Origin of the sequence: Myxococcus sp. SDU36, assembly GCF_030168875.1 — a bacterium.
GTDB classification, from domain to species: Bacteria; Myxococcota; Myxococcia; order Myxococcales; family Myxococcaceae; genus Myxococcus; species Myxococcus vastator.
Map to the genome: position 1 here is coordinate 2537899 of NZ_CP077414.1, position 23698 is coordinate 2561596.

General features: G+C 69.1%; 18 protein-coding genes. 13 read left to right on the top strand and 5 right to left on the bottom strand.

Features of this window, described 5'->3' with window-relative positions; translation table 11 throughout:
• Positions 1–8 precede the first annotated feature (8 nt).
• Positions 9–1673 (top strand): Ig-like domain-containing protein, encoded by a 1665-nt coding sequence (locus KGD87_RS09800; protein ID WP_284667191.1) that lies wholly within the window; start codon positions 9–11, stop codon positions 1671–1673.
• A gap of 109 nt (positions 1674–1782) precedes the next feature.
• Here KGD87_RS09800 and KGD87_RS09805 read toward each other — a convergent pair whose 3' ends face one another.
• Positions 1783–2691, bottom strand: a complete 909-nt coding sequence (locus tag KGD87_RS09805) for a LysR family transcriptional regulator (RefSeq protein WP_284667192.1) — start codon at positions 2689–2691, stop codon at positions 1783–1785.
• A gap of 122 nt (positions 2692–2813) precedes the next feature.
• Here KGD87_RS09805 and KGD87_RS09810 point away from each other — a divergent pair, with 122 nt between their 5' ends.
• The 12 genes from KGD87_RS09810 (at position 2814) to KGD87_RS09865 (ending at position 19309) form a co-directional block, all read left to right on the top strand.
• Entirely contained in the window at positions 2814–3614 is an 801-nt protein-coding gene (locus KGD87_RS09810; protein ID WP_284667193.1) for an SDR family NAD(P)-dependent oxidoreductase, read from the top strand.
• 34 nt (positions 3615–3648) lie between these two features.
• A complete protein-coding gene (locus KGD87_RS09815) occupies positions 3649–4698 on the top strand; it encodes an aldo/keto reductase (protein ID WP_284667194.1) in 1050 nt (349 codons plus the stop codon).
• 175 nt (positions 4699–4873) lie between these two features.
• Positions 4874–5365: a hypothetical protein gene (locus KGD87_RS09820; RefSeq protein ID WP_176421457.1), complete on the top strand. Its 492-nt coding sequence runs from the start codon at positions 4874–4876 to the stop codon at positions 5363–5365.
• Entirely contained in the window at positions 5362–6000 is a 639-nt protein-coding gene (locus KGD87_RS09825; RefSeq protein WP_284667195.1) for a hypothetical protein, read from the top strand. The genes KGD87_RS09820 and KGD87_RS09825 overlap by 4 nt, the downstream gene beginning before the upstream one ends.
• Positions 6001–7320, top strand: a complete 1320-nt coding sequence (locus KGD87_RS09830; protein ID WP_284667196.1) for an ArsB/NhaD family transporter — start codon at positions 6001–6003, stop codon at positions 7318–7320.
• Positions 7321–7422: 102 nt separating this feature from the next.
• Complete coding sequence (locus KGD87_RS09835) at positions 7423–9249, top strand: monovalent cation:proton antiporter-2 (CPA2) family protein (protein ID WP_284667197.1); 1827 nt, start codon at positions 7423–7425, stop codon at positions 9247–9249.
• Between the two features lie 188 nt (positions 9250–9437).
• Positions 9438–11756, top strand: coding sequence for a DUF1588 domain-containing protein (locus KGD87_RS09840; protein ID WP_284667198.1), 2319 nt, complete (start codon positions 9438–9440; stop codon positions 11754–11756).
• Positions 11757–11761: 5 nt separating this feature from the next.
• Positions 11762–13159: a DUF1552 domain-containing protein gene (locus tag KGD87_RS09845; protein ID WP_284667199.1), complete on the top strand. Its 1398-nt coding sequence runs from the start codon at positions 11762–11764 to the stop codon at positions 13157–13159.
• 406 nt (positions 13160–13565) lie between these two features.
• The gene (locus KGD87_RS09850; protein WP_284667200.1) at positions 13566–15302 is read left to right on the top strand and encodes a HEAT repeat domain-containing protein; all 1737 of its coding nucleotides are present in this window, start codon (positions 13566–13568) and stop codon (positions 15300–15302) included.
• 416 nt (positions 15303–15718) lie between these two features.
• Positions 15719–16654 carry a LysR family transcriptional regulator gene (locus KGD87_RS09855; protein ID WP_284667201.1) on the top strand — a complete coding sequence of 312 codons (936 nt, stop codon included), beginning with the start codon at positions 15719–15721 and terminating at the stop codon, positions 16652–16654.
• 60 nt (positions 16655–16714) lie between these two features.
• The gene (locus tag KGD87_RS09860; RefSeq protein ID WP_284667203.1) at positions 16715–17653 is read left to right on the top strand and encodes a pirin family protein; all 939 of its coding nucleotides are present in this window, start codon (positions 16715–16717) and stop codon (positions 17651–17653) included.
• 222 nt (positions 17654–17875) lie between these two features.
• The gene (locus KGD87_RS09865) at positions 17876–19309 is read left to right on the top strand and encodes an ice-binding family protein (RefSeq protein WP_284667204.1); all 1434 of its coding nucleotides are present in this window, start codon (positions 17876–17878) and stop codon (positions 19307–19309) included.
• A gap of 197 nt (positions 19310–19506) precedes the next feature.
• Here KGD87_RS09865 and KGD87_RS37040 read toward each other — a convergent pair whose 3' ends face one another.
• The 4 genes from KGD87_RS37040 to KGD87_RS09885 form a co-directional block, all read right to left on the bottom strand.
• Positions 19507–19713, bottom strand: coding sequence for an imm11 family protein (locus KGD87_RS37040; RefSeq protein WP_502888037.1), 207 nt, complete (start codon positions 19711–19713; stop codon positions 19507–19509).
• A gap of 400 nt (positions 19714–20113) precedes the next feature.
• Positions 20114–20911 carry a tRNA1(Val) (adenine(37)-N6)-methyltransferase gene (locus KGD87_RS09875; RefSeq protein ID WP_284667205.1) on the bottom strand — a complete coding sequence of 266 codons (798 nt, stop codon included), beginning with the start codon at positions 20909–20911 and terminating at the stop codon, positions 20114–20116.
• Positions 20912–20918: 7 nt separating this feature from the next.
• On the bottom strand, positions 20919–22064 hold the full coding sequence (locus KGD87_RS09880; RefSeq protein ID WP_284668610.1) for a DUF1015 family protein: 1146 nt from the start codon (positions 22062–22064) through the stop codon (positions 20919–20921).
• A gap of 68 nt (positions 22065–22132) precedes the next feature.
• The gene (locus KGD87_RS09885; RefSeq protein WP_284667206.1) at positions 22133–23539 is read right to left on the bottom strand and encodes an MFS transporter; all 1407 of its coding nucleotides are present in this window, start codon (positions 23537–23539) and stop codon (positions 22133–22135) included.
• Positions 23540–23698: the final 159 nt, after the last annotated feature.

The following is a 23698-nucleotide window of genomic DNA, read 5'->3' on the forward strand; positions in this document are numbered from 1 at the left end:
GAATGCACATGCGCATCGTTTCGAAAGCGGCCCGCGGCCTTTCCGCACTCGTCGGCGCGGCGGCCCTGGCCTCCATCGGCTGTGGTGATGTCCCGGACGCTTCGGAGAGCCCCCAGACCGAGCTTCAGCAGGCAAGCGCGCCCCTGGATTGCCTCTCCTCCATCAGGCCGGAGCGGGAGCTGCTCATCCAGGACGCGGCAGTGGTGAATGACCCGGCGCGCACGGCCTGGTCCGGCGCGCTGCCCCAGGGGCGCGGCGTCGCGGACGGCGCGTGGAGCTTTGGTCGGCGCATGGCGGAGCTGAGCGGCGAGGTCGCCCCCTCCGAGTTCATTCACGACTCGCTCCAGCGCGGTGCGGAGCAGGACGCGGGCACCCGCGCGCGCGTGTCCCAGCTCCTCGAAGCGTGGCCGAAGCTCGCGGACGGCACCTTGGACCTGATGAAGGCGCCACTGCGCTTGAAGGCCATCCTCAACCACGCGGACTCCCGCAGTGCGGACCGGCGCAGCGCCGGCGAAGGCCACCTGGTCTTCGAAGCAATCGACGCGAACGGCACGCCGCTGAACCTCAGCGTCACCCTCGTGTATGACTTGCCGTCTCCCAAGCCCTCGGACGCGCTCCACTGGGCCCGTCAGTGGCATGAGCTCGCCACGCAGGCGCCTGGAACGGAGGCATTCAACACCACGCTCCAGGCCGTCACCGACCGCTTCACCGCCGCCCCTGGGCGGGTCCAGGTGGGTACGACGGACCCGCGCCTCGGCGCAGGGCGCTCGAACTCCATCGAGGCGCGACGCCTCGCGAAGGACTTCGGAGCCCTGCTGTGCACCGACAGCGCGGCCCCCACCGTGACGCTCCTCTCACCGGCCCCGGGCAGCGCCCTGCGCGGCACGGTCACCCTGATGGCGAGCGCCTACGATGACCTTGGCGTCACGCGCGTGGACTTCTTCTCCGGGTCCACCCTCATCGCCTCCGACACCCAGCCGCCCTTCATCGTGGACTGGAACACGACGACGTTCCCTCCGGGAACCCGGGTGCTGACAGCCCAGGCCTTCGACGCGGATGACAACATGGGCGTCTCCGACCCGGTGAGCGTCATGGTGGACAACTCCCCTCCCGTCATCATCTCGGGTATGCCCCAGTACAACCAGCACAGCCTGAACTATGTACGCGGCAACATCACCGTGGGCTGGAACGTGACGGACCAGGGCCTCTCCGGCGTGGCCCTGGCGGAGTTCTTCCAGGAGGGCTACCTCAAGGGCTCGCTAACGAGCCCCACCAGCTTCGGGTACACCTTCTCGTGGGACACGCGGGTGCTGGTCAATCGCTCCTACAGTTTGATCCTGCGCGCGACCGACAACGCAGGCAATGTCGCGACGCACACCCGTTCGCTGATCGTCGACAACGCGGCGCCCACGTCCGTCCTGCTCGCGCCCCTCAACGGCGCGGTCGTCAGTGGCGTCGTCACGTTGTCCGCCAATGCGAGCGACAGCCAACTGCTCCATTACGTCGTCTTCGAGATCGACGGTGTGCTTCAGTACCCCTACTCGACCACCGCGCCATTCACCCGCGCGTGGGACACCACGGGCAAGTCCGGTACGCACGTGATTGTCGCCATTGCGTATGACCGCGCGGGCAACAGCCGCCGCAGCAACGCCGTGACGGTCACCGTCCCGTGAGCCGCGGTCGGGCACGGGCGTCCCGGTAGCGCTCCACCCGGTTCAGCCTGGCCGGGTGGCCTCACGTCCTCTGCCAAGGGGCCGTGCCAGACCTGCTGGCGCGGCCTCGCTACCTCACGGAGCGAGCCTTCAACGCATCCGCGAGGAAGTCAATGAACGTCCGAATGCGCGTGGCGAGGTGCTCGTGACCGATGTGCACGGCGTGGATGAGCTCGATGTCCCCCGCGCTGTACTTCTCCAGCACCGCGACGAGCCGGCCCGATGCGAGGTCGGGCTGGACATGATAGCCGCCGAGCCGCGCCAGGCCCACGCCCTCCAGCACGAGCTGGCGCAGCACGACCCCGCTGTTGCCGTGGACATTGCCTGACACCGGCACCGAGAACGCCTCGCCGCTCGCAGAGTCCCGGAAGGGCCATTCGTCGGCGGGGCGCCGGAAGTTGAACCTCAGGCAGTTGTGTCGGGCGAGGTCCTCCGGCCGCCTCGGTGTGCCATGCGCCTTGAGGTACGCGGGCGACGCCACGATGACACGGCGGCTTTCGAGCAGCTTCCGCGCCTTGAGGCTGGAGTCCCGCAGCGGCCCCGTCCGGATGGCGACGTCCGTCCGCTGGTCCATCAGGTCAATCACCGTGTCCGTCAACGTGACGTCGAGTTCGACCTGTGGGTACAGGGCGAGGAACCGGGGCACGAGCGGCAGCACGTGGACTTCTCCAAACGCCACGGAGGTGTTCACCCGCAACAGCCCGCGCGGCACCACGTTGCCTGTCGTCACGAGGCTCTCCGCGTCATCAATCTCCGCGAGGATGCGCCGCGCCCGATCCAGGTAGAGCGCCCCCTCCGGCGTCAGTTGAAGCGCGCGCGTCGAGCGCACGATGAGCGAGGTGCCCAGGCGGTCCTCGATTCGGGAGATGAGCTTGCTGACGGCCGAGGGAGACAGCCCCAGCTTGCGGCCCGCCGCGGAGAAGCTCCCACTGTCGGCCGTGGCCAGGAAGACGCTCATCTCCCCCGCGCGGTTGTCCACCGGACCTCCTGTGAATCTGATTCACAGGTACTTTGACATTATGGACGTTTCCTCTCAAGGGCGCCGCCGCTACATGACGCATGCGTTCACTCACCTGAAAACGGCAGACCTCTGGAGAAGACATGGACTTGCAACTCACCGGGAAGACGGCGCTCGTCACGGGAGGCACCGCGGGCATCGGGCTGGCCATCGGGGCACGGCTGGCCGCTGAAGGAGCACACGTCGTGATTCCCGGGCGCTCGCGGGCGAAGCTGGATGCGGCGGTCACCCACATCGAGCAGGCCCACCCAGGCACCGCCGGACGCGTGCGGACGGTGCTGGCGAACCCGGCCGACGCAGAGGGCGCCGCGCTCCTCGCGCGTGAGCTTTCCGACGTGGACATCCTGGTCAACAACCTCGGAATCTACGAGTCCAAGGCGTTCGGCGACATCAGCGACGAGGACTGGCGCAAGTACTTCGAGGTGAACGTCCTGAGCGGCGCCCGCCTGGCACGTCAGTACCTGCCGGGAATGCTGAAGCGCGACTGGGGCCGCATCATCTTCATCGCCAGTGACTCCGCGCTCGTCATCCCACCGGACATGATTCACTACGGGATGACGAAGTCCGCCCAACTCTCGATTTCACGAGGCCTGGCGGCGACGACGAAGGGCACCCGCGTCACGGTCAACTCCGTGCTGCCGGGGACGACCCGCTCCGAGGGCATCGGAGACTTCTTCAAGAGCGTCGCGTCGAACCCGAACGCGCCCATGGCCGAAATCGAGGCGGAGTTCTTCCGCAAGGAGCGGCCGACCTCCCTGCTCCAGCGCGTCATCGAGGCCGAGGAGATCGCCGCGCTCGTGGCCTTTGTCGCGAGCCCCTTGTCTTCCGCCACCAATGGCGCCGCGCTACGGGCCGATGGTGGCGTCGTCCCCACCCTCGCGTGAACGCACACCAGGACCGCGAACCAGGAGCATGACCATGGACTATCGACGACTCGGGGCCTCTGGACTCCAGGTGCCCGTCCTCAGCTTCGGCGCCGGCACCTTCGGAGGCCAAGGGCCTCTCTTTGGCGCCTGGGGAGACGCCGGCGTGAACGAGGCCCGGCGGATGGTGGACATCTGCATCGAAGCGGGCGTGACGATGTTCGACACGGCCGACGTCTACTCGAACGGAGCGTCAGAGGAGGTCCTCGGCGCGGCGCTGCAGGGCCGACGCCAGCAGGCCCTCATCTCGACGAAGGTCTCGCTGCCCATGGGCGACGGCCCCAATGACGCCGGCTCGTCGCGGTCCCATCTCATTCGAGCGTGTGAAGCGTCTTTGCGCCGGCTCGGCACCGACTACATCGACCTCTTTCAACTGCACGCCTTCGACGCCGCGACACCCATCGAGGAAGTGCTGTCGACCTTGGACGAGCTCGTGCGCCAGGGGAAGGTTCGATACGTCGGCGTCTCGAACTTCTCGGGCTGGCACCTGATGAAGTCGCTCGCCGTCGCCAGGCAGTACGGCTACCCCCGCTACGTCGCACACCAGGCCTACTACTCGCTCGTGGGGCGCGATTACGAGTGGGAGCTCATGCCGCTTGCGATGGACCAGGGTGTCAGCGCGATGGTCTGGAGCCCGCTCGGCTGGGGCCGTCTCACCGGCAAGGTCCGGCGCGGTGCGCCGCTGCCAGCGGTGAGCCGCTTGCACCAGACCGCCGACTTTGGTCCCGCCGTCGACGACGAGCATCTGTTTCGCGTCGTGGATGCCCTCGACGACGTGGCCAAGGAGACCGGAAAATCAATCCCACAAATCGCCTTGAACTGGCTGACGACGCGTCCGACCGTCGCCAGCGTCATCATCGGCGCGCGGACCGAAGCGCAGCTTCGCGACAACCTCGGTGCCATGGGATGGTCACTCACACGGGAGCAGCTCGCGAAGCTCGACGCGGCGAGCTTCAAGACACCGCCCTACCCTTACGCCCCGTACTACAAGCTGGGTGACTTCACGCGGCTCAACCCGCCCCTGTTCCCCGCGCCCTCGGTGTAGGCCTGCCCCGATTCCGTGGCGCTCCCGCGCATTCCCTGGTGGTGCTGCAGTCGACCGCGCCGGACGACAAGCGAGGGGGCGTCCCCGCCCATGGAGCAGGGCTTCTTCGCCAGGTTCGTTGGAATCCCAACGAAAGCGTGCAGCGACCTGCCGGGCGCGGGTAAGGTGAGGCGTCATGCCGCCGCGCCCTCCGCACGATAGACACCTCCCCTCATCGGCCATCTCGAGGTTCGTCGACACCGCGCGCATCGAAGCACTGCTGGCGCCGTACCTGCCGGCCCCGCAAGAGCGCGCCTTCGTCGTCCGGTGCGTGCTCGGCGAGGGGCCGGCGCACCACCGCGGCGCCAACTACGTGCTGCTCTCGCTGCTCGGGCTGGTGCTCGAGCGGGTGGCACGCGGTGACCGCGAAGCCCTGGACCTCGGTGCGTCCCAGGAGGTCCCCATGCGGCTGCCGCCACACCTCGCGCGGCCCGACGACGCGCCCAGTTATCCGCTGCCGCTCCCCAGCGCGCCCCTGGAGCTCCTGGCGCGCAAGGGCACCCGGGACTTCGAGGCCATGGTGGACTGCCTCACCGACGGGCCTCCGCAGCACGCGCTGGCGAACGTGGCCATGGTGACGCTGCTGGCGGACCTGCTGGCGCGGCTTCCAGAGAGCCCGGAAGAGTGAGCGTCGAGCTGCCCCAGGGCCTGGCGCAGGCGTTCTCGGTCGCCGCGGGCGAGCTGGGGATGTGTTGCGCGTCGTGGCTCTACGTGAAGGACGTGGCGCGGTTCGCGGGCGACGCGGGCGTGAGCGGCCTGCGCGACGCGCTGGGCCGCTCATTCCCAGTGCTGGACGCGGTCGCCGAGAAGTGGCTCGCCGGCGCACGCGAGCCCCACACGGACCCCGGCGCCGTGCTCGGCGCGCTCGCCGGCACCCGGCAGCTCGTGGTGGTCGGCCTGGAGACGGAGTTCCTCGACGCGCTGATTCCGAAGCTGGAAGGCATCCGCCTCGCGCTGCTTCGGAGCTCGCCGTTCGAGGTGGACTGGGAGCGCGTGCTGTCCAACTACGCGGGGCGGGTGGAGCTGGTGGAGCTCGAGCGCTTCCAGTCGTGGGCGGGGCCCCGGAGCACGCTGCTCACCTTCGCCTACGGCGTCCATGGCGCCGGGACGCACGTGATGCCGGCGTGGCTCCGCGTCACCGGCGACGACGTGCGCACCCAGTTCCGCTCGCTGGTTGCCTGGGACGTGCTCCGAGCCCCGATGTTCGTGTATCCACGCTGGCTGGTGGAGGTCGATGCCGCCACGTTCACGGAGCTGGTCTGAATGACCCAGGCCATCCTCGCCGGCATCCTCATCACCGCGCTGCTGCTGCAGGCGGCGCTCCCCTCGCGCCGGCTGGTGGTCGTGAGCATGGGCGCCGGCCTGGCGGCCCTGGCGTCTTCGCTGCTGGGAACGGGCACCGCGCCCGAGCTGCTGGCGCAGGTGCCGTGGGACGTCATCGTGATTCTCGTCACGCTGGGGCTGCTCTCGCAGCTGTTCGTCGAGTCGCGGCTCTTCGGTGTGCTGGCGCTGCACGCCACCCGGTTGAGCCGCGCCGGCCCACGCCGAATCCTGCTGCTCTTCGCGGTGGGCATGTACGTGGTCAGCGGGCTGGTGAACAACCTCACCGCGCTGTTGCTCGTGCTGCCGGTGCTGCTCATCCTCTTCAAGCTGCTGGGCGTGCGACAGCGGTATGTGTCGTGGACGCTGGCGCTGGTCCTGGTGTCCTGCAACCTCGGCGGCGCCGCCACACCCATTGGAGATTTTCCGGCCATCCTGCTGCTCGGCACCGGGGTGATGAGCTTTCCCGACTACCTGGTGCGCGCGCTGCCGGTGACGCTGGTCGCGCTGGCCGGTGTGCTGGGAGCAGCGTTCCTGCTGGTCCGCCCCGGCAGCCGGCTGGGGCAGACGCCCATCTCGGCCACGCTGACGCTCTCCACCATGGGCGCGCTGTACCGCAACGTGCGGGTGGAGCGCCGCAGGCTGCTGCCACCGTTGCTGCTGCTCGGGTGCATGCTCGCGGCCTGGGTCGCCATTCCCAGAGAGACGGGCGTGACGCCCGACCTGGTGGCCTGGCTGGGGGCGGGGGTGGCGCTCGTGCTCGCGGGGGGGCTGGGCGAGCGGATTGTGCGCACGCGCATCGACATGGAGGCGGCGCTGTTCCTGCTGTCCTTGTTCGTGATGGTGGGCGCGGTGGGGCGCAGCGGCCTGTTCGCCGACGCCGCGGTCTGGTTGCAGGCGCTGCCGATTTCGCCGCTGGCGCAGCTGTGCGTGTTCTTCGTCGCCGCCGGGCTCCTCACCGGCGTCTTCTCCGCCGGCCCCAGCATGGCCGCGCTGCTGGAGGTGGCCGAGCGCCTGGCACAGCAGCATTCTCCAGAGGCGGTCTACATCGGGCTGGCCTTGTCGGTGTGCGCCGGCAGCTCGCTGTTCCTGACCGCGGCCACCTCCGGACCGCTGGCCCAGGCGCTCACCGAACGCGCGGCGCTGAGAGACCCGGAGGGGAACCTCATCCGCTTCGGGTTCGCCGAGTTCCTTCCGGCCGGGCTGCTGAGCTTCGCCGTCATCCAGACCGTGGCGATTGCGTGGGGCCTGTTGTCCGCTTGAGCCGCGCGGCGCCATCCTGGCGCATCTCCAGCTGCGTGTCGCCGTCTTGCCACCCGTGTAGGCTTCACGGGCCGGTGCGGTACACATGATTTGAGGAAACAGATGGCGGACGTGGGCTCGAACGATCTGGTGAAGGTGGTGTCCCTGCTAGGCGCGGCGGTGGTCGCGGTGCCCGTTTTCAAGCGACTGGGGCTCGGTTCGGTGCTGGGATACCTCGCCGCGGGGCTGGCGATCGGGCCGTTCGGGATGGGCTGGTTCTCCGACCCCCAGGCGGTCCTGCACGTCGCCGAGCTGGGCGTGGTGATGTTCCTCTTCGTCATCGGCCTGGAGATGCGCCCCTCGCACCTGTGGAGCCTGCGTCGGCAGATCTTCGGCCTGGGCACGCTGCAGATCGCCGCCTGCACCGCGGCGCTGACCGGCGTCGGCCTGCTGTTCGGCGATGAACCGGTGGTCGCATTCATCGGGGCAATGGGCTTCGTGCTGACCTCCACCGCCATCGTCATGCAGTTGCTGGGCGAACGCGGCGACATCGCCCTGCCCCACGGACAGAAGATCGTCTCGGTGCTGCTGTTCGAGGATCTGTTGATCGTGCCGCTGCTGGTGCTGGTGGCGCTGCTCGCGCCGGGCGAGCCCAGCAGCGATGCTTCGCGCTGGACCTCGATAGGCATTGCCACTGGCGTGCTGGTCACGCTCCTCGCCGCGGGCATCTGGCTGCTCAATCCGTTGTTCCGCCTGCTCGCCGCGGCGCGGGCGCGCGAGGTGATGACCGCCGCCGCGCTGCTCGTCGTGCTGGGGTCGGCGCTGCTGATGCAGCTGGGCGGTCTGTCAATGGCGATGGGCGCGTTCCTCGCCGGCGTGCTGCTGTCGGAGTCGACGTTCCGCCACCAGCTCGAAGCCGATGTCGAACCGTTCCGCGGCCTGCTGCTCGGCCTGTTCTTCCTCGGCGTGGGCATGGCGCTGGACCTGTCGGTGGTGCGCGACAACTGGGCGCTGATCCTCGGCGCGGTGCTGGCGATGATGCTGGTCAAGGCGCTATGCATCTACGCCGTCGCGCGGCTGACCGACTCCAGCCATCACGAAGCGCTCGATCGCGCCACGCTGATGGCGCAGGGCGGCGAATTCGCCTTCGTGCTGTACGCCACCGCCGCCGCCAGCGGCGTGATCGCCGCCGCGCAGAACGCCCACCTCACCGCCATCGTCGTGCTGTCGATGGCGCTGACGCCCCTGGTCGTGCTCGCGGTGCGTCCGTGGCTCAAGCGCCAGGAAGAAAAGATCGACAATCAGGACATCGCCGAAGGCCTGTCGGGCAGCGTGCTGATGATCGGCTTCGGCCGCTTCGGCCAGGTCGCGAGCCAGTCGCTGCTCGCGCGCGGCGTGGACGTGACAATCATCGACAACGACGTGGAGATGATCCGAAGCGCCGGCACGTTCGGTTTCAAGATCTACTACGGCGACGGCACGCGCCTGGACGTGCTGCGCGCATCGGGTGCGGACAGCGCGCAGGTGATCGCCGTGTGCGTCGACAACAAGGAGGCCGCCAACCGCATCGTCGAGCTGGTGAAGTCCGAGTTCGTCCAGGCGAAGCTGCTCGTGCGCTCCTTCGATCGCGAACATTCCCTGCAACTGCTCAACGCCGGCGTCGACATGCAGGTGCGCGAGACCTTCGAATCGGCGATCAAGTTCGGCCAGCACGCGCTGTGCCAACTGGGCGTTCCGAAGGAAGACGCACTGGAGATCGTCGAGGCGGTGCGCCGCCGCGATGCGGAACGCGTGCAGTTGGAGCTGGCCGGGGGACTCACCGCGGGCGCGCGCCTGCTGATCGGCAACATCGCCCCGAGCCCGACGCCGACGCCGTTCACGCCTCCGCGCAAGGCCGCCACGCCGCTCACCCCGGAGACGGCCGAAGCGACCCTGGGCAGGAACGAGTAGGCGCGAGGCGCAGGGACGCGGCGCCATCGCTGCCGGCGATCGCGCCGTACCAGGCCCTGTTGAGGGAGAGGACGGCAAGCGCACCTGCGCGCCACCACCGGCGGCACCACAGGGTGCCCAGGCAGGTCTGGGCCCGCTTTGCCGGGACTGCTTGCTATCCCCCCTGCCATCCGTGCCAGTCTGGCCGGATGAACCGCGTCCTCCTGCTGGCCGGACTCTTGAGCCTCGTTGCGTGCAAGGGCTCCGTCGAGCCAAACACCGACACCGGAGGCCCTGGCAACCCCGGTGAGCCCGGGGGGAACCTGGGCGCCGCGTGCGTGGTGCAGTCGGTGCTCGCCGAACGCTGCGCCAGCTGTCACGGCGCGCTGCCGACCCAGGGGGCGACGATGCCGCTGCGCACCCTGCACGACATGCGGGTGAGTTCGGCGATGGATGGGCGGCTCAGCAACGCCCAGCGCGCGCTCATCCGCATGCGCGACGACGCGTCTCCAATGCCGCCAGCCTCGCATGAGCGCGCGAGCGCAGCCGAGCTCGCCGCGCTCGAGACCTGGATCGGGGAGGGGATGCCCCTCTGCGGCGGCACGGGCGGCCCGGACGTGACCGTGGTGCCCGAGCCCAACCTGCTCGATCAGTCCGCGCTCTTCAGCTGCACCGAAGGCGTGCGCTCGGATGCGCCGACGCGCATCCGCCGCTTGAACCGGCGCGAGTTCACCCGCAACGTCGGTGGCTCGGTCGAGCGCAGTTGGACTGGGTTCAGCTTCTACGACAACCCGCTCGATCCCAGCGCCATCGAGCAGTACAGCTCCTGGGCCACGGACGAGACGCTGGACGAGGCCACGGTGGAGCTCTTCCTGCCGGTGGTCGGCGCGGCCGCCTCGCCGTGGACGATGAACTACCCGGACGGCAACCGGATGGAGCGAGTCTTCACCGACAGACGCTTCCGCTGCATGTTCGACGACGCGAACCCGAGCGACACCTGCAAGCGCTTCCACCTTGGCCAGATGCTCGAGTTCGGCGTCTTCTTCCGCCCGCCCACCGAGGATGAGCTCACACGCCTCACCGACTTCGCGACCACGGTCATCGCGCAGGAGCCGAGCCACTCCTCGCAAAACCGCGCGGACTCCATCACGCGGATCTCCAACGCCGCGTGGATGATGACCGGCGCCATGTTCCGCCGCGAGATGGGCGCCGAGCCGGCCGACGGTCGCGTGGAGCTGACCAGCCTGGAGCTGGGCGCGCAGCTGGCCTACGCGCTGGCGGGGCGCGCGCCCTCGGCGACGCCGAGCTTCGTGTGGCCGCACTACTCCGCGCCCCTCGAGGGGCACCTGGCGGACGTGGCGACCGCCGCGAAGGATGGCTCGCTCAAGCAGGATGCGACGACCACCGCCCTGATTGAGAAGTACCTGGGCGGCGTCGACGCCCACCAGAACGGGACGCCGCGCTTCGATCTGGTTCAGGACTACAACGAGGAGCAGCGCTCCAAGCGCGGGCAGTACTGGCTGGGTGACGGCGTCGCGGGCTTCTTCCGCGAGTGGCTCGGCTACGAGCACGTGGCCGCGGTGTTCAAGGAGTCCCCGGCGGCGACCTCACGCTTCGAGCTCGAGGGGCTCGGCTACATCAGCTCGGTCTCGTACGACAACCTGCTCACCAACTTCCATCCGCTGGAGCCGACCTTCATCCAGCAGTTCGACGACATGATCGCGCGGGTGGTCGTCGAGGATCAGGACGTGCTGGCGAACCTGCTCACCACGCGCACCTTCTACGTGCCCTCCATGCAGCACGCGGCGTACGACTCGCACAAGGGCCTCTCGCACCCCTACAACGTCAGCGAGATCCTCCCGGCGACCGTCGCGGGCCGCTGGAAGACGCTGCCTGACACCGAGCGCGCGGGCGTGCTGACCCACCCGGTGTGGCTGGCCGCGCACGGCGGAAACTTCGAGGACGATCCGTCCATCGTCCACCGCGGCAAGTGGGTGCGCGAGAACCTCCTGTGCGGCTTCGTCCCACCGCTCAGCAGCGTGCAGGTGGCAGCCCAGGTCGGCGCGCACGCCGCCGACAAGAACGCGCGCCGCCGCCTGCAGGAGGCGACGGCCGGGTCGCAGTGTCAGGGCTGTCACCGCCTGATGGAGCCGCTCGGCCTGCCCTTCGAGATCTACAACCATGCGGGCTTCCTGCGGGCGCGGGATCACTCGCCCAGCGGAGGCTGGACCACGCCGGACGGGAGCTCGACGCTCACGTCGATGCCGGACCCCGGGCTGGACGGCCCGGTGCGCGACGCGGTGGAGTTGAGCGAGCGCCTGGCGACCTCGCGGCACGTGAAACGCTGCTTCATGCGGCAGGCCTTCCGCTACTTCATGGGCCGCCCGGAGAACCCGAGCGACGCCTGTACGCTGACGCGGATGGAGCAGGCCTATGATGAGAACAACGGCTCGTTCTCCAAGATGCTGACCACGCTGATGACCAGCGACACCTGGAAGACGCGGCGTGTGCCGCAGGCTGGAGAGTGACTGCCATGTTCTCGCGACGAACCGTCCTGCAGGGCATGGCCGCTGGCCTCTTCGCGCCCTACTTCCGCGACGTCTACGCCCAGTCGCCAGCGTTGCCGGCGCGCCTGGTGCTGGTCCTCGAGTGCAATGGCGTCTACCCCCGCGCGCTCCTGAGCACGGGCACCCGCGCGGCGCTGGGGGGGCGCGCCAACACCTCCGACCGCCTCTTCTGGGACGCGTACAAGGACACGCCGCTGGTGCGTGAGGGCGACAACCTCGCCAGCGCGATCAGCCTCGGGCCGCTGGCGGCGTCTTCCGGCAACATCGACCTGGTGAACCGCTCCGCCGTGCTGCTGGGGCTCTCGAACCTCATCGCGGGTGGCGGGCACTCCAGCGGGACGGGCGGGCTGAGCTGCGCGGTGAACGGCGCGGGCGCGACCTTCGACGCGGTGATCGCACCTCGCCTGCGCCGTGGTGCACCGTTCGACGTGCTGCGCCTGGGCACCAGCTCCGCGCGCGTGTCGATCGTGTACGAGACCTGCGCGCTCGGACCCCGCAAGCCCGCGGGCATCATCGTCAACCCGTCGCTCGCGTTCGACAGCACCTTCGGCTCGCTGCTCGGCGGCTCGACGAACGGACGCGATCGCAAGATGCTCTTCGACTTCGCGCTGGCCGACTCGCGCAAGGCGCTGGCGGAGTTCAGCGGCAACTCCAACGAGCGGCTGAAGCTGGAGCGCTACCTCTCCTCGCTCGAGTCGCTGCGCGCGCGGGAGGATCAGCTCGAAGGCATGGCGGAACGCGTGCGGCCCTACCTGCCACTGGCGCCGAAGGACAACCCGCTCATCACCGGCGCGGGCGCACCGCCCGACTCGCTGAAGTGGTTCGAGGCGCAGTTCCAGATCGCCACGGCGGCGCTCCTGGGCGGGCTGACGAACACGGTGGTGCTGGCGACGGGGACCTCGGGCTTCGACGTGGCCTACGGCCCGGACGTGGCCGACGTCCCGCGACACAGCCTGCAGCACGGCCTGGATGCGGGGCAGAACTGGGATCGCGTCGCCGAGGTCACCCGCCGTCACGTGCAACTGGTGGCGAACCTGGCGAGGACGCTGGCCGCCACGCCCGAGGTCGGCGCGAGCGGCTCGATGTTGGATCACACCGCGATCATCTTCATGTCCGACAACGGCGAGCAGCACCACTCGACCTCGCGTGAGTGGCCGAAGCTCGTGGTGGGCGGCAACGCGCTGGGCCTGAAGACCGACGGGCGTACGGTCGTGTACCCCAAGTACGACGCGGCCCGGAACCGGCAGGTCTCGAACCTCTTCAACACGCTCGGCCACGCGTTCGGAGACGCGGACTTCAACACCTTCGGGCAGGAGGGCAGCACGCGCATCGCGCCGGGACCGCTGAGCGAGCTGTATGGCTGAGCCGTGAGCGCGAGCTGGAGCACGGGCGCGCGGGAGCTGGTGCTCTCCTTGAACTTCGGCAAGTCGGGCAGGCCCACCACGTGAGCCAAGGGCTCGTTCGTGGCACGCCCCCACCGCGCACGAGCCCGCTCTCTCGAAAAGGCGCGTGTGGTTGGAGCCAGGTTGCGGTCGAGTGACAGGCACAAGGCGCCTTCTGCTACGAACGCTCCAGATGCGCTCTCCCTCCCGGGTGGTATCTCCGGGAGTGGAGAGTGCGGGCAGACTGACTCACGGCGTCGAGCCGTCCGCGCGCGTCACACGCCGCGGGCCGAGGGATTGCGCACAGCCAGCGCCGTCGCTAGTCTCCGCAGTACTTCCTGCGTGTTCGCAGCCGGTGTCGCCAGCCGGACCCAACTCGGCGTCTGAATTGCCCTCGTCTCCCAGTCTGGTGTGGTCCTCGCGCGAGAACATCTGCGCGCAGTTGATTTCCCTCCTGAAGGCAACGCCGCCCGAGCACTTCGACACCCAGCGCCGAATCGTCTGGATGCTCGGCAGCTTCGGCGGCGTCGAGCAACTCCCCCTCTTCCGCGCCCTCCTGCTCGACCCAAACGAGGACTTCAACGTCCGGGACTTCGCACAACGCGCGTGCGCGAGGCACGGCCTCCAACTCTCCGCACGGGAACTCATCCAACTCGATGAGGAATATCGCGAACGCATGGGTCCAGGCTTCACCCTGGTCGACCTCCTCTCCTTCGTGAGGCTGGAGACGTTCAGTCCAGACCTGGAGGAGGCGCTCCTCCAACTGGAGCCCAAAGCCCGCGGCAGACTGCTCATCGCACAGCGGCGCGGCCACAGCGCCCCGCAGTCCCCGGAACGCACACAGGCGCAACGCGCGAGGGAGGCCCGGCTTGACCGCCATCCCTTTCGCTTCCCCTTCCCCGAGCAAGGCGTCGTTGCTCAGCCGTACGCGCTCGCGGAATGGCTGTTCGAACGCTGGTTCCACTCCGACCGTCACGTCATTCACGAGGAGGTGGACCCCCACGAACGGCTCAACCTCTGCATCGCCCTCACGTGGAAGGAGCGGCCCGAAGCCTGGCGATTGCTCACCGAGTGGTGTCAGGACATGAGCGCGGAGGAACTGGAAAGGGACTTGATTCGAGTGGACTGGGGCGTCTCTCGCGACGAACTGGCGCGAATCACGCGCACCCATCCGGCGCTCCACCACCGTGCCGCGGAAGCCTTGCTGCTCCCCCTGCCAGACCTGATTGCGCACTGGGGCGAGGAGAAGCTGCTGCATCGGCTCGAACGCGTCGTGCGCGCGGAGAGCGTCGCATGCAAGGTGCCCTACAACCTCGTGGAGCACCACCCGGCCTTCCACTGGGCCAATGACCTGCTGTTTCAATGGGACGTGGCCCGGCGCCGTGTGCTGTACCCCCTCTTGTGTGACGCGGAGATGGCCCCGCAGGTTCGGAGCCACCTGCTCGAACACCTGTCGGACCATGACCGCCCCGCCGCCGTCCGCTGGGCATGTATCGCTGAGAGATATCCCGGCAACGCGCCACTCATTGGCACCGTCGTCCAGCATGCCGCGCTCAACACGCCCACGCCCGGAGACCGCCCGCTGTTCCTCTCCGCGCTGAGAAACCCGGACGAACGGATTCGCGGCTTGGCCGTCGAAGGACTGCTCGCGCTCGAAGAGTCCAGACCGGCATGGGTCGACCGGCTCCTCTCCCTGGCCCACGAGCCTCATCCCGAGGTCCGCATCCCCGCCGCCGCGGGACTGGTCCAGCAAGGCCAGCGCGAATGGCTGACGCCGCTCCAGCAACTGACCTTGGACGCGCCCACCCCCTTCCTGCGCGCCGAGGCCCTCCGCTGGCTCGGCCGGCTGGACGGAAACGCCAGCCGGGCGCTGTTCCTCCAGGTGCTCGCCAGCGCGCCCTCCCCCAAGGGCAGCCGCCATCCCTTCCCCTGCTGCCCCTCCCTCCCAACCGTCTTCTCCCCCGAGGTCGAGGCGGCCATCGAAGCGCTCTCCCGGCTTGGCACGGACGAAGACCTCTCCGCTCTGCTCGACGCGGGCGTGCGGCTGGGATGCACCCTCCAGCTCGAGGAACAGTGGACACATCACCTGGCGCGGCGCGGAGACCATGTGAGCCGCAACGCATAAGAGGGATGGGGGCCCGGTCGAGGGAGAGGGTACAGAGGGCCGAGGAGGACCGCTGATGGGGCCGCCCAAGGGATGCTCGCGTCCGGTGGACAGGCCGCTTGAGCTCCCTGGGGGTACACCCCTGCCCGGACCGCGCTCCCATCAGGTGCATGGCAGGGGCCTGGACGGCTGGCGCCTCTTGAGCCTCAACACCACGCGGCCTGGGCTGGCCCTCGTGCCGGGGCCAACCTCGTATACGCCGTGGGCAAGCCCAGGTGCTCCAGAATTGCCCGCCCCCCGGGGGCCCTCCGCGGCGCCCTCCCGGAGAGCACCGCCGCCGCGACGCCGGCCTCGCTCATCGTCTCCTGGCTGCCCTCGAAGAAGGAGCGCGAGGACGCGCGCGTGCATCATCACCGTCGATGTGATGCAGTCACGCGGTGCTCGAAAGCGTCACCATCGACCAGCTCCGCACGCTCCGCGCGGTGGCCGAGGAGGGCAGCTTCTCCGCGGCGGCCCGGAAGCTCGGCCAGGGGCAGCCCGCCGTCAGTCAAGCCATGCAGCGGCTGGAGAAGCAGCTCGGCCTGCGGCTCTTCGACCGGAGCGGGCGCGTCCCGCGTCTGACGGCGAAGGGAGAAGCCGTCGTCGCGGCGGCGCAGCGACTCCACGAGGACATCGCCTCGTTCCAGGCAGTGGTGGGCCGCCTCAAGAGCGGTGAGGAGACGAAGCTGTCGCTGGTGGTGGACGCCATGTTCCCCACCGACGCACTGCTGGACTTCGTGCGGGAGCTGGCGCGCACGCACCCGGGTGTGGAGCTGGCGCTGGAGGTAGAGCTGCTGTCCGCGGTGACGGAGCGCGTGCGCGAGCGGCGCGCGACGCTGGGCATCGCCGGCGCGGACCTGGACCTCACCGGCCTGGAGCAGCGCCCCATCGCGCTCCTCAAGATGCTTCCCGTCGCCGCGCCCTCGCATCCGCTCGCGGCGGTGAAGGGCGTCCTCACGGAGGCGCACCTCGCCTCCGCCATCCAAGTCGTCTTGAGCGAGCGGCTGCCTGCGGGCAAGACGGGCACGGCGGACCGGGGCGTCATCGGCTCGCGTCTCTGGCGTGTCGCGGACCTGATGACCAAGCACGCGCTCCTCGTCGGCGGCGTCGGCTGGGGCCACGAGCCCGAGCACCTCGTCCGCGACGACCTCGCCGCCGGACGGCTGGTGGCGCTGCGACTGGCGGCCTGGGAGGGAGGTCCCCCACCCCAGCGCCCGCTCGCCCTGGTGCGCCGCAAGGGCACGCCGCTGGGCCCGGTGGCGACGTGGGCCTCGAACCGGCTCACCTCGCTGTGCCAGCTCGCGCTCGGGGGCGCGGACCATCACACGACGTGATGAAAAGCATCACGTCCTGGAGCGATTTACAGACGGGGCTCGGCGCTTAGGTTTGGAGCCATGAGCACCACGACCCACGTCAGCGTCCCCACTTCTCCTCGAGCCACTTCCCGCCCCCGAACCCTGGAGAGTGTCCATGGTGGCGGCGAGCTGCACTGGGTGGGTGACGGCTTCCGCGTCCACACCCTCGTTCCGAGCGGCGGCCTGCGCCAGGAGCGGACCAGTCCGTTCCTGCTGCTCGACTACCATCCGCCCCATGACTACCCCGCGCTGGCGAAGGGCCAGCGGGGCGTCGGCTGGCATCCGCACCGTGGCTTCGAGACGGTGACGCTCGCCTTCGACGGTCACGTCGCACACCGCGACAACGCGGGCCACTCCGGCGTCATCGGTCCCGGGGACGTGCAGTGGATGACGGCGGCGTCCGGCATCCTCCATGAGGAGTACCACGAGCACGACTTCTCCCGGCGCGGGGGCACGTTCCACATGCTCCAGCTCTGGGTGAACCTGCCTCGCGAGCACAAGATGTCCGCTCCGGGCTACCAGCCCCTCACGAAGGAGCAGATTCCGGTGGTCCCCGTTCAAGGAGGCGGGGAGGCCACGGAGCACAGCCGGGTGCGCATCATCGCCGGGAGCTACGGTGACGCGAAGGGGCCCGCCAGGACCTTCACGCCCATCTCCATGCTCGACGTGACGGTGCGCGCGGGCGAGGACTTCAACCTGTCGCTGCCCTCGAACCACAACGCCCTGGTGCTCGTCGCCAACGGCCGCGTGACGGTGGACGCGGAGCGCATCCAGAGCGGTGAGCTCGCGGTGTTCGCCAACGACGGGGAGACCCTCTCCCTCCGGGCCGACGAGGACACGCACTTCATCGTCCTCGCGGGCGAGCCCATCCGCGAGCCCATCGCCCACACCGGGCCGTTCGTGATGAACAACCACCGGGAGCTCATCCAGGCCCTCTACGACTTCGAGTCGGGCGCCTTCGGTGGGATTCCCGAATAGCGGGGCACGAGCAACGCTGCGGAGCAGGCGACAGCAGTCGCTTCTGACTTCTTGGATTGCTCATGTCTGTGCCTTGACGTGAGCAATTCTCGTGGTATAGTAAAAGCAGAATCTTCTCCGGCGAGACTCGCTCGGGGCAAAGGATTCATCCCCCACGAACTCCCCTGGGCTCGAAGCGCTTTGTTGCGCGTCGTCCAGGTGGGTCCCCTCCTCGGAGCCTCTTTGACTGTCTTTCCCTCCGCTTCACGCCACCCGTCCGTCCGAAGCAGCCTCGCGACCCGACTTGGCATCGTCCTGCTGACGCTCGCCATCTCCGCGTGCGGCGATTCCGACCCGACGCCGCCGACACTCTCCGCGACCTCCCCCGTGGACGCCGCCACCGAAGTGCCGCTCAACGCGACCCTCTCCGCCACCTTCGACCTGGCCATGGAGGCCCTCAGCGGGACGACCTTCACGCTGAAGCAAGGAGCCACTGACGTCGCGGGCGCCGTGGCGACCAGCGCCGATGGAAAGACGGCGACCTTCTCGCCTTCCAGCAGCCTGGCTGCGAGCAGCGTCTACACCGCCACCATCACCGCCGGAGCCAGGTCCGCGGAAGGCGCCAATCTCGCGGCGGCCCGCTCCTGGAGCTTCACGACGGGCGTGGCGGCTGACACCACCCCGCCCCAGGTCAGCGCGACGACCCCGCCCGCTGAGAGCGCTGGCGTGGCCATCAACAGGACGGTCTCGGTGACCTTCAACGAGGCGATGGACCCGCTCTCCCTCACCTCCGCCACCTTCACCGTCCGGCAGGGCAGCACGCTGGTGCCGGGCAGCGTGGTCTACGGCCCCGGAACTTCCGCGACGTTCTCCCCTGAGAGCACGCTGGCCACCAGCGCCCTCCTCACCGCCTCGGTGAGCACCGACGTCAAGGACCTGAATGGCAATCGACTGGCCAGCGCCTTCACCTGGAGCTTCACGACGGGCACGTCGGCGGCGATGGGCCCCGCGCCGGTGTCGCTGGGGACGGCGGGCAACTACGCCATCCTGGCGAAGTCGGGCATCTCGACGGTTCCTGCTTCCTTGGTGACGGGCGACATCGGGCTCGGCCCGGCCGCCGCGAGCTACCTCACCGGCTTCTCGCTGGTCGCGGACGCCACGAACGTCTTCGCCTCCTCCCCCCAGATTGTCGGCAAGGCCTACGCCGCCAACTACGCGGTGCCGACGCCCTCCAACCTGACCACGGCGGTGGGCAACATGGAGGGCGCCTACACCGACGCCGCCAGCCGGCCGACGCCCGACTTCCTCGAACTGGGCACGGGCAACATCGGCGGGAGGACCCTCGCGCCGGGGCTCTACAAGTGGACGAGCACGGTGACCCTCCCGTCGAACGTGACGCTTTCGGGAGGCGCGAATGACGTGTGGATCTTCCAGACCACGGGAGACCTGAACATGAGCGCGGCCCAGCGCATCACCCTGAGCGGCGGCGCGCAGGCGAAGAACGTCTTCTGGCAGGTCGCTGGCCGGACGACGATGGGTGCCGGCTCGCACTTCGAGGGCATCCTGCTCTGCAAGACCGACGTCACGCTGGAGACGGGCGCGACGATGAACGGCCGCATCCTGTCGCAGACGCAGGTGGCCCTGCAGAAGGCCACGCTCACCCAGCCTCCCCGCTAAAGCCGGATCGCTGAACTTCGGGGGACAGGTCCACGTGGCCTGTCCCCCGAGCGCGTTTCAGTTCTCGCCAAAGGGCAGCGGCCCCCCCGACACCTGGGTTTTCAGGCCCTTTGTGCCCGGGGATGGGCACGATGTTCTCAGTGTCCTCCAACTCCATCCCTGCCTTCCTTCGGAGGACAAGGGAGCGTTTGCACGGGCTACCCCTGCGTGAACTTCACGCCGGTGGCTTTCATGTGCTCCAGGGCCTGCTTGATGTCCTCGGAGACGATGAGGGACAGGGTCCAGCCTTCCGTGCGGAACATTTTCGCATCGCCCACCTTGCTGGGGTCGATGCGCAAGTCATCCACCGCGTAGTACTGACCTACCTTCCCGGGCAGCCCGTCTTCCGGCTTCCAGAACTGCACCTTGGAAGCCTTCTCGTCGATGCAGTCTGGATGGGCCGCCCTGCCCTGAACATCCAAGGGACTTCCTGGCCCCGTGGGTCCTCGGGGTCCCCCAGGAACCAGTTACCGGCCTGGACGTTCTCGGCAATCCTGAAGAAGTGAGCAAGAGGGGTGAGAGCGATTCTGGAGCACCTGGGGTTGCCCACGGCGAGTGCGCACCTGGCCTCTGCGCGAGGGCCGCCCCAGAGCGAGTGGTAAGAACTCGCCGTCCCCCGTCGTGACCAGCGCGACCGAGTCGGTTGACCCTGTGGGGCCTCATGTGCCCCCAGTGTGCCCCTCATGCAGGGATGAGAACGGGACAAGACGGGGGAAGCTCGAAGATCCGTGGACGGCCGAGCAGGTGCTCCCCTGCGTCTTTCATTCACATCAGCATCGCGTTTACCTCGTCCGTGAACGCGTGCTCGTCATCCCCATGAAGCACCAGGGGCGCCAGTACAGTCAGGTCCGCCCTGCCCGCCTTGACGGCATGAAGCAACACCCGCTTCGCGGGCCGGTCCGCCAGGGGATGCACCCACCGCACGGTGCGCGGCTCCATCCGATGAACCCGCAGCACGGACGTCAGCTCGCCGAAGCGTGACGCGGGGTACACCATGAACAGCGTGCCTCGCGGCACCAGCAGGTGGTCCGCCGCGCGCACCACGTCCTGGAGCTCACACGCCAGCTCGTGCCGCGCAATCGCCTTCTCCATGGACACGCTGCTGCGCCCCGAGTCCTGCGTCCGATACGGCGGATTGCACAGCACGTGCGCGAAGCTGCCCGCGGCGAACTGCATCCCCACCCGGCGCAGGTCCCCTTGCACCAGGGACACCTCGCGCTCGCACCGGTTGAGGTACACGTTCCGCTCGGCCAGGGAAAACAGGTGCGGTCGGAGTTCCAGCGCGGTGATGTCCTTGCGGCCCAGCCTGCGCGCGAGCACCAGCGGGATGATTCCGCAGCCCGTGCCCAGGTCCATCAGCCGGCCCCGCTGCGCCGCGCCTTCATTAATGGCGAAGTGCGCCAGCAGGAGCGGGTCCAACGTGAAGCGGTACCCCTGACGGCGTTGCAGCACCTGCACCCTGCCGCTACAAATCGAATCCAGCGTCTCCCCAGGCTCTGGCTGGAGCTTGAGCGGAACACGCCGGGGAAGGTCCTCCGGCGGGTCTTGGCTCAGAAGCCTCACGCCAAGGTCAGGCTTCCCGGTCCAGGTAGAGCAGCCCCGCCGGCGGCAACGGTTGGACCCGCAGCGTGCTGGGTGGCAGCGTCGCCTGCGCCTCCATCACCGCGCGCACCTCCCACAGCGGCGGCGGATTGAGGGCGAAGCCCGCCTGGAACATCCCTGACTCCACGCCCTGCACCAGCGACTCCAGGCCCTGCACCGGGAACACCTGAGAGTGCCCCGGCGCCTCCGGGTCCTTGATGCCCAGCACGGTCCGCAGCACCAGCGCGTTGAGCAGCGCCAGGTCCAGGCTCCGCAGCGTGGGATTGCGCGGCGCGCCCTTCAGATGCGCCAGGTCCAACCCCTGACGGAACCGGAGGATGCGGCCTCGCCCTCCCGGCAACACCAGCAGCACCGCGTGGTGCCCGCTGATGAGCGTGGCCAGACGCTCACGCGCCACCGCCAGACCGCGCGGCGTGTTCAGCGGCTCGTCCAGCTCATAGACGCGCGCATACGCCGTCACCAGCGTGAGGAACGTCTCCTCTTTGAAGGTCTCCACGCCCTTGAGCGCCCGGTGGATGGGCAGCAACTCCAGCCCTGGGTCGGACAGCGGCACCACGGCCGCCAGCGTCGGGCCGCGCTCGTCCAGCGCCGCCAGCGGGCGCATGGGCGCCTCATCCAACACGGCCTGGAGCCGCTTCGACACGGGCGAAGGCTCGATGCGTCGCAGCGACAGCGTGTTCTGCCCGTAGCGCCCTTCCCACACGACGATGGCGCGCTCGGAGGCCTCCGCGAGCAAGCCGCGCAGCACGCCATGGTCATCCGCCGTCAGGGTGACGGCGGGCTCCGCTTCCCAGGCCCTGGGCCGGTACGGGTCATGCTCCAGCGAGGCACCCGCATCCGGGTTCAAGGCACACAGGAGGAAGCGCACCGGTGGGCCGCCGAGCTTGCCAGCGGGGCCCTGCACCTCCACCAGGTACATGGCGGGGCGTGAGTCCTTCAGCAGCGCGCCCGAGTCCCGCAGGCGCCGCAGCTCCGCCGTGGGATTGGCCGCCTCCATCAGCGGCCGGACGTGGGACGGCTGGGGGACCGCGTTGCCACGCGGCACGTAGCTGCTGGGCTCCAGCGAGGGCTGCAGCGAGGCGAGGAGGGCCGAGAATGGATTGACGCGCGCCATGTCGGGGGGAAGGTGGTGCCTCCTGCCCCGCCGTGCCATGGCGCTCGCCAGGTTGCCTCAGGCCGCGTCTACCACCAGACGTTCGTGTACGGCCGGTCCTTCTCTGAGCGGCCGGCCATCCTCAGGGCGGAGCGGTCCACGCTCTCCTCCCACAGCAGGCTCACCGTGGTGATGGCACCCGCCGAACCGAGGAACGACAGGACGTACGGCGTGGACTGATCGAATCCACCCAGCACCAGGCCGGAGAGGAGCAGCACCACCGCGCCCACGCCGCCGCCGAAGATGTTGGCTCGGACGATTTGAGACGGCGTCGGGTTGTAGCGCATGGTGGCCAACGCCAGCGCGCCCGCGCCGATGCCCGGCGCCAGCAACAGCGTGTCCCGCCACGTCTTGCCGGACACGGGCGTCCCGGAGAAGTGGACGATGGCCAACAGCAGCGACGCATAGGCCGCGCCCCAGCCCGCGCCGGACGAAATCAGCAAGCCGTCATTGAGCGGGAGCTGTCCGCCGCCAAGTCCCGCAGTGAGCCACGCGCCCAGCTCCGCGCCCAGGAAGGCGGACCACGTCAGGATGCCCGCGTCCTGCGTGAAGAGGTCCATCAGGCCCGCGGTGAACATGCCGCCCACCACCGAGTTGGCGATGCCGAAGGTGGCCATGGGGCGGTCCACCCAGTTGTTGAACTGCCACCACGACGAGGCGCCGAAGCCCAGACCCGCGCCGATGAGCGTGCCCGCGAGCATCGCCTCACGCGAGCTCTTGTCGAAGTTGAAGTCACTGGCGAACGCCTGCGTGAAGAAGCCCCCCAGCGCGCCCAGCGTCGTGTGGTGCACGATGAAGCTGAAGCTGCCCGGACCGGAGAGGAACGGCCCCTGGCGCGGCCTGCCGTCCAGCATCACCCCGGTGTCCTCGATGGGAGGCACGCCCCGCTTCGCCATGGCCTGGTCGTCCGGCGTCAGCGGCGACTGCGGCTTCGTCCGCAGCGAATCCGGATCCGGAGGCAGCGTGGGCGCGTCGCTCGCCGTCGCGGAGTCGTCCGGAAAGCGAGCCGGGTCCTGCGCATCCGACGGTGGATAGGCGTTCTGCGCCGGGGGATAGCCCTGCGGCGGCGGCTGCGCATACGGGTCCGCAGGTTGCGCGGAGGACGGCGGCTGCGCATACGGGTCCGCCGGCTGCTGCGTCTGCGGCGGCTGCGCATACGGGTCCGCCGGCTGCTGCGTCTGCGGCGGCGGCGCATACGGGTCCACCGGCTGCGCGGACGACGGCGGCGGCGCATACGGGTCCGCCGGCGGCGGCGGCTCCGTCTGGCGATACGTGGGCTGCGGAGGGGCCGCATAACCCGCGGGGGCAGACGGCGGCTGCGCGGCCCCCGGGGATGGATAGGTTCCGCCAGCCTGCGCCTTCGCGGGCTCCGGAAGGACCAGCGCGAGAGCGAGGACGGTGATGGGGAGACAGCTCCAGCTTCTCAATGATGACACGCAAGGACTCCTTCGGTCCGGCCGAGCGGCAGAAAACCACAACCTGCCCTCGGGTGCCGGAAATTGAAGTGCCCTCCGAACGTCCCTGTCCCCTCGTTCACAGCCACGCACTTCTTTTCTTCCGCGACGCGAATGCGGCTCGCGTATCAGTGTGGCCCC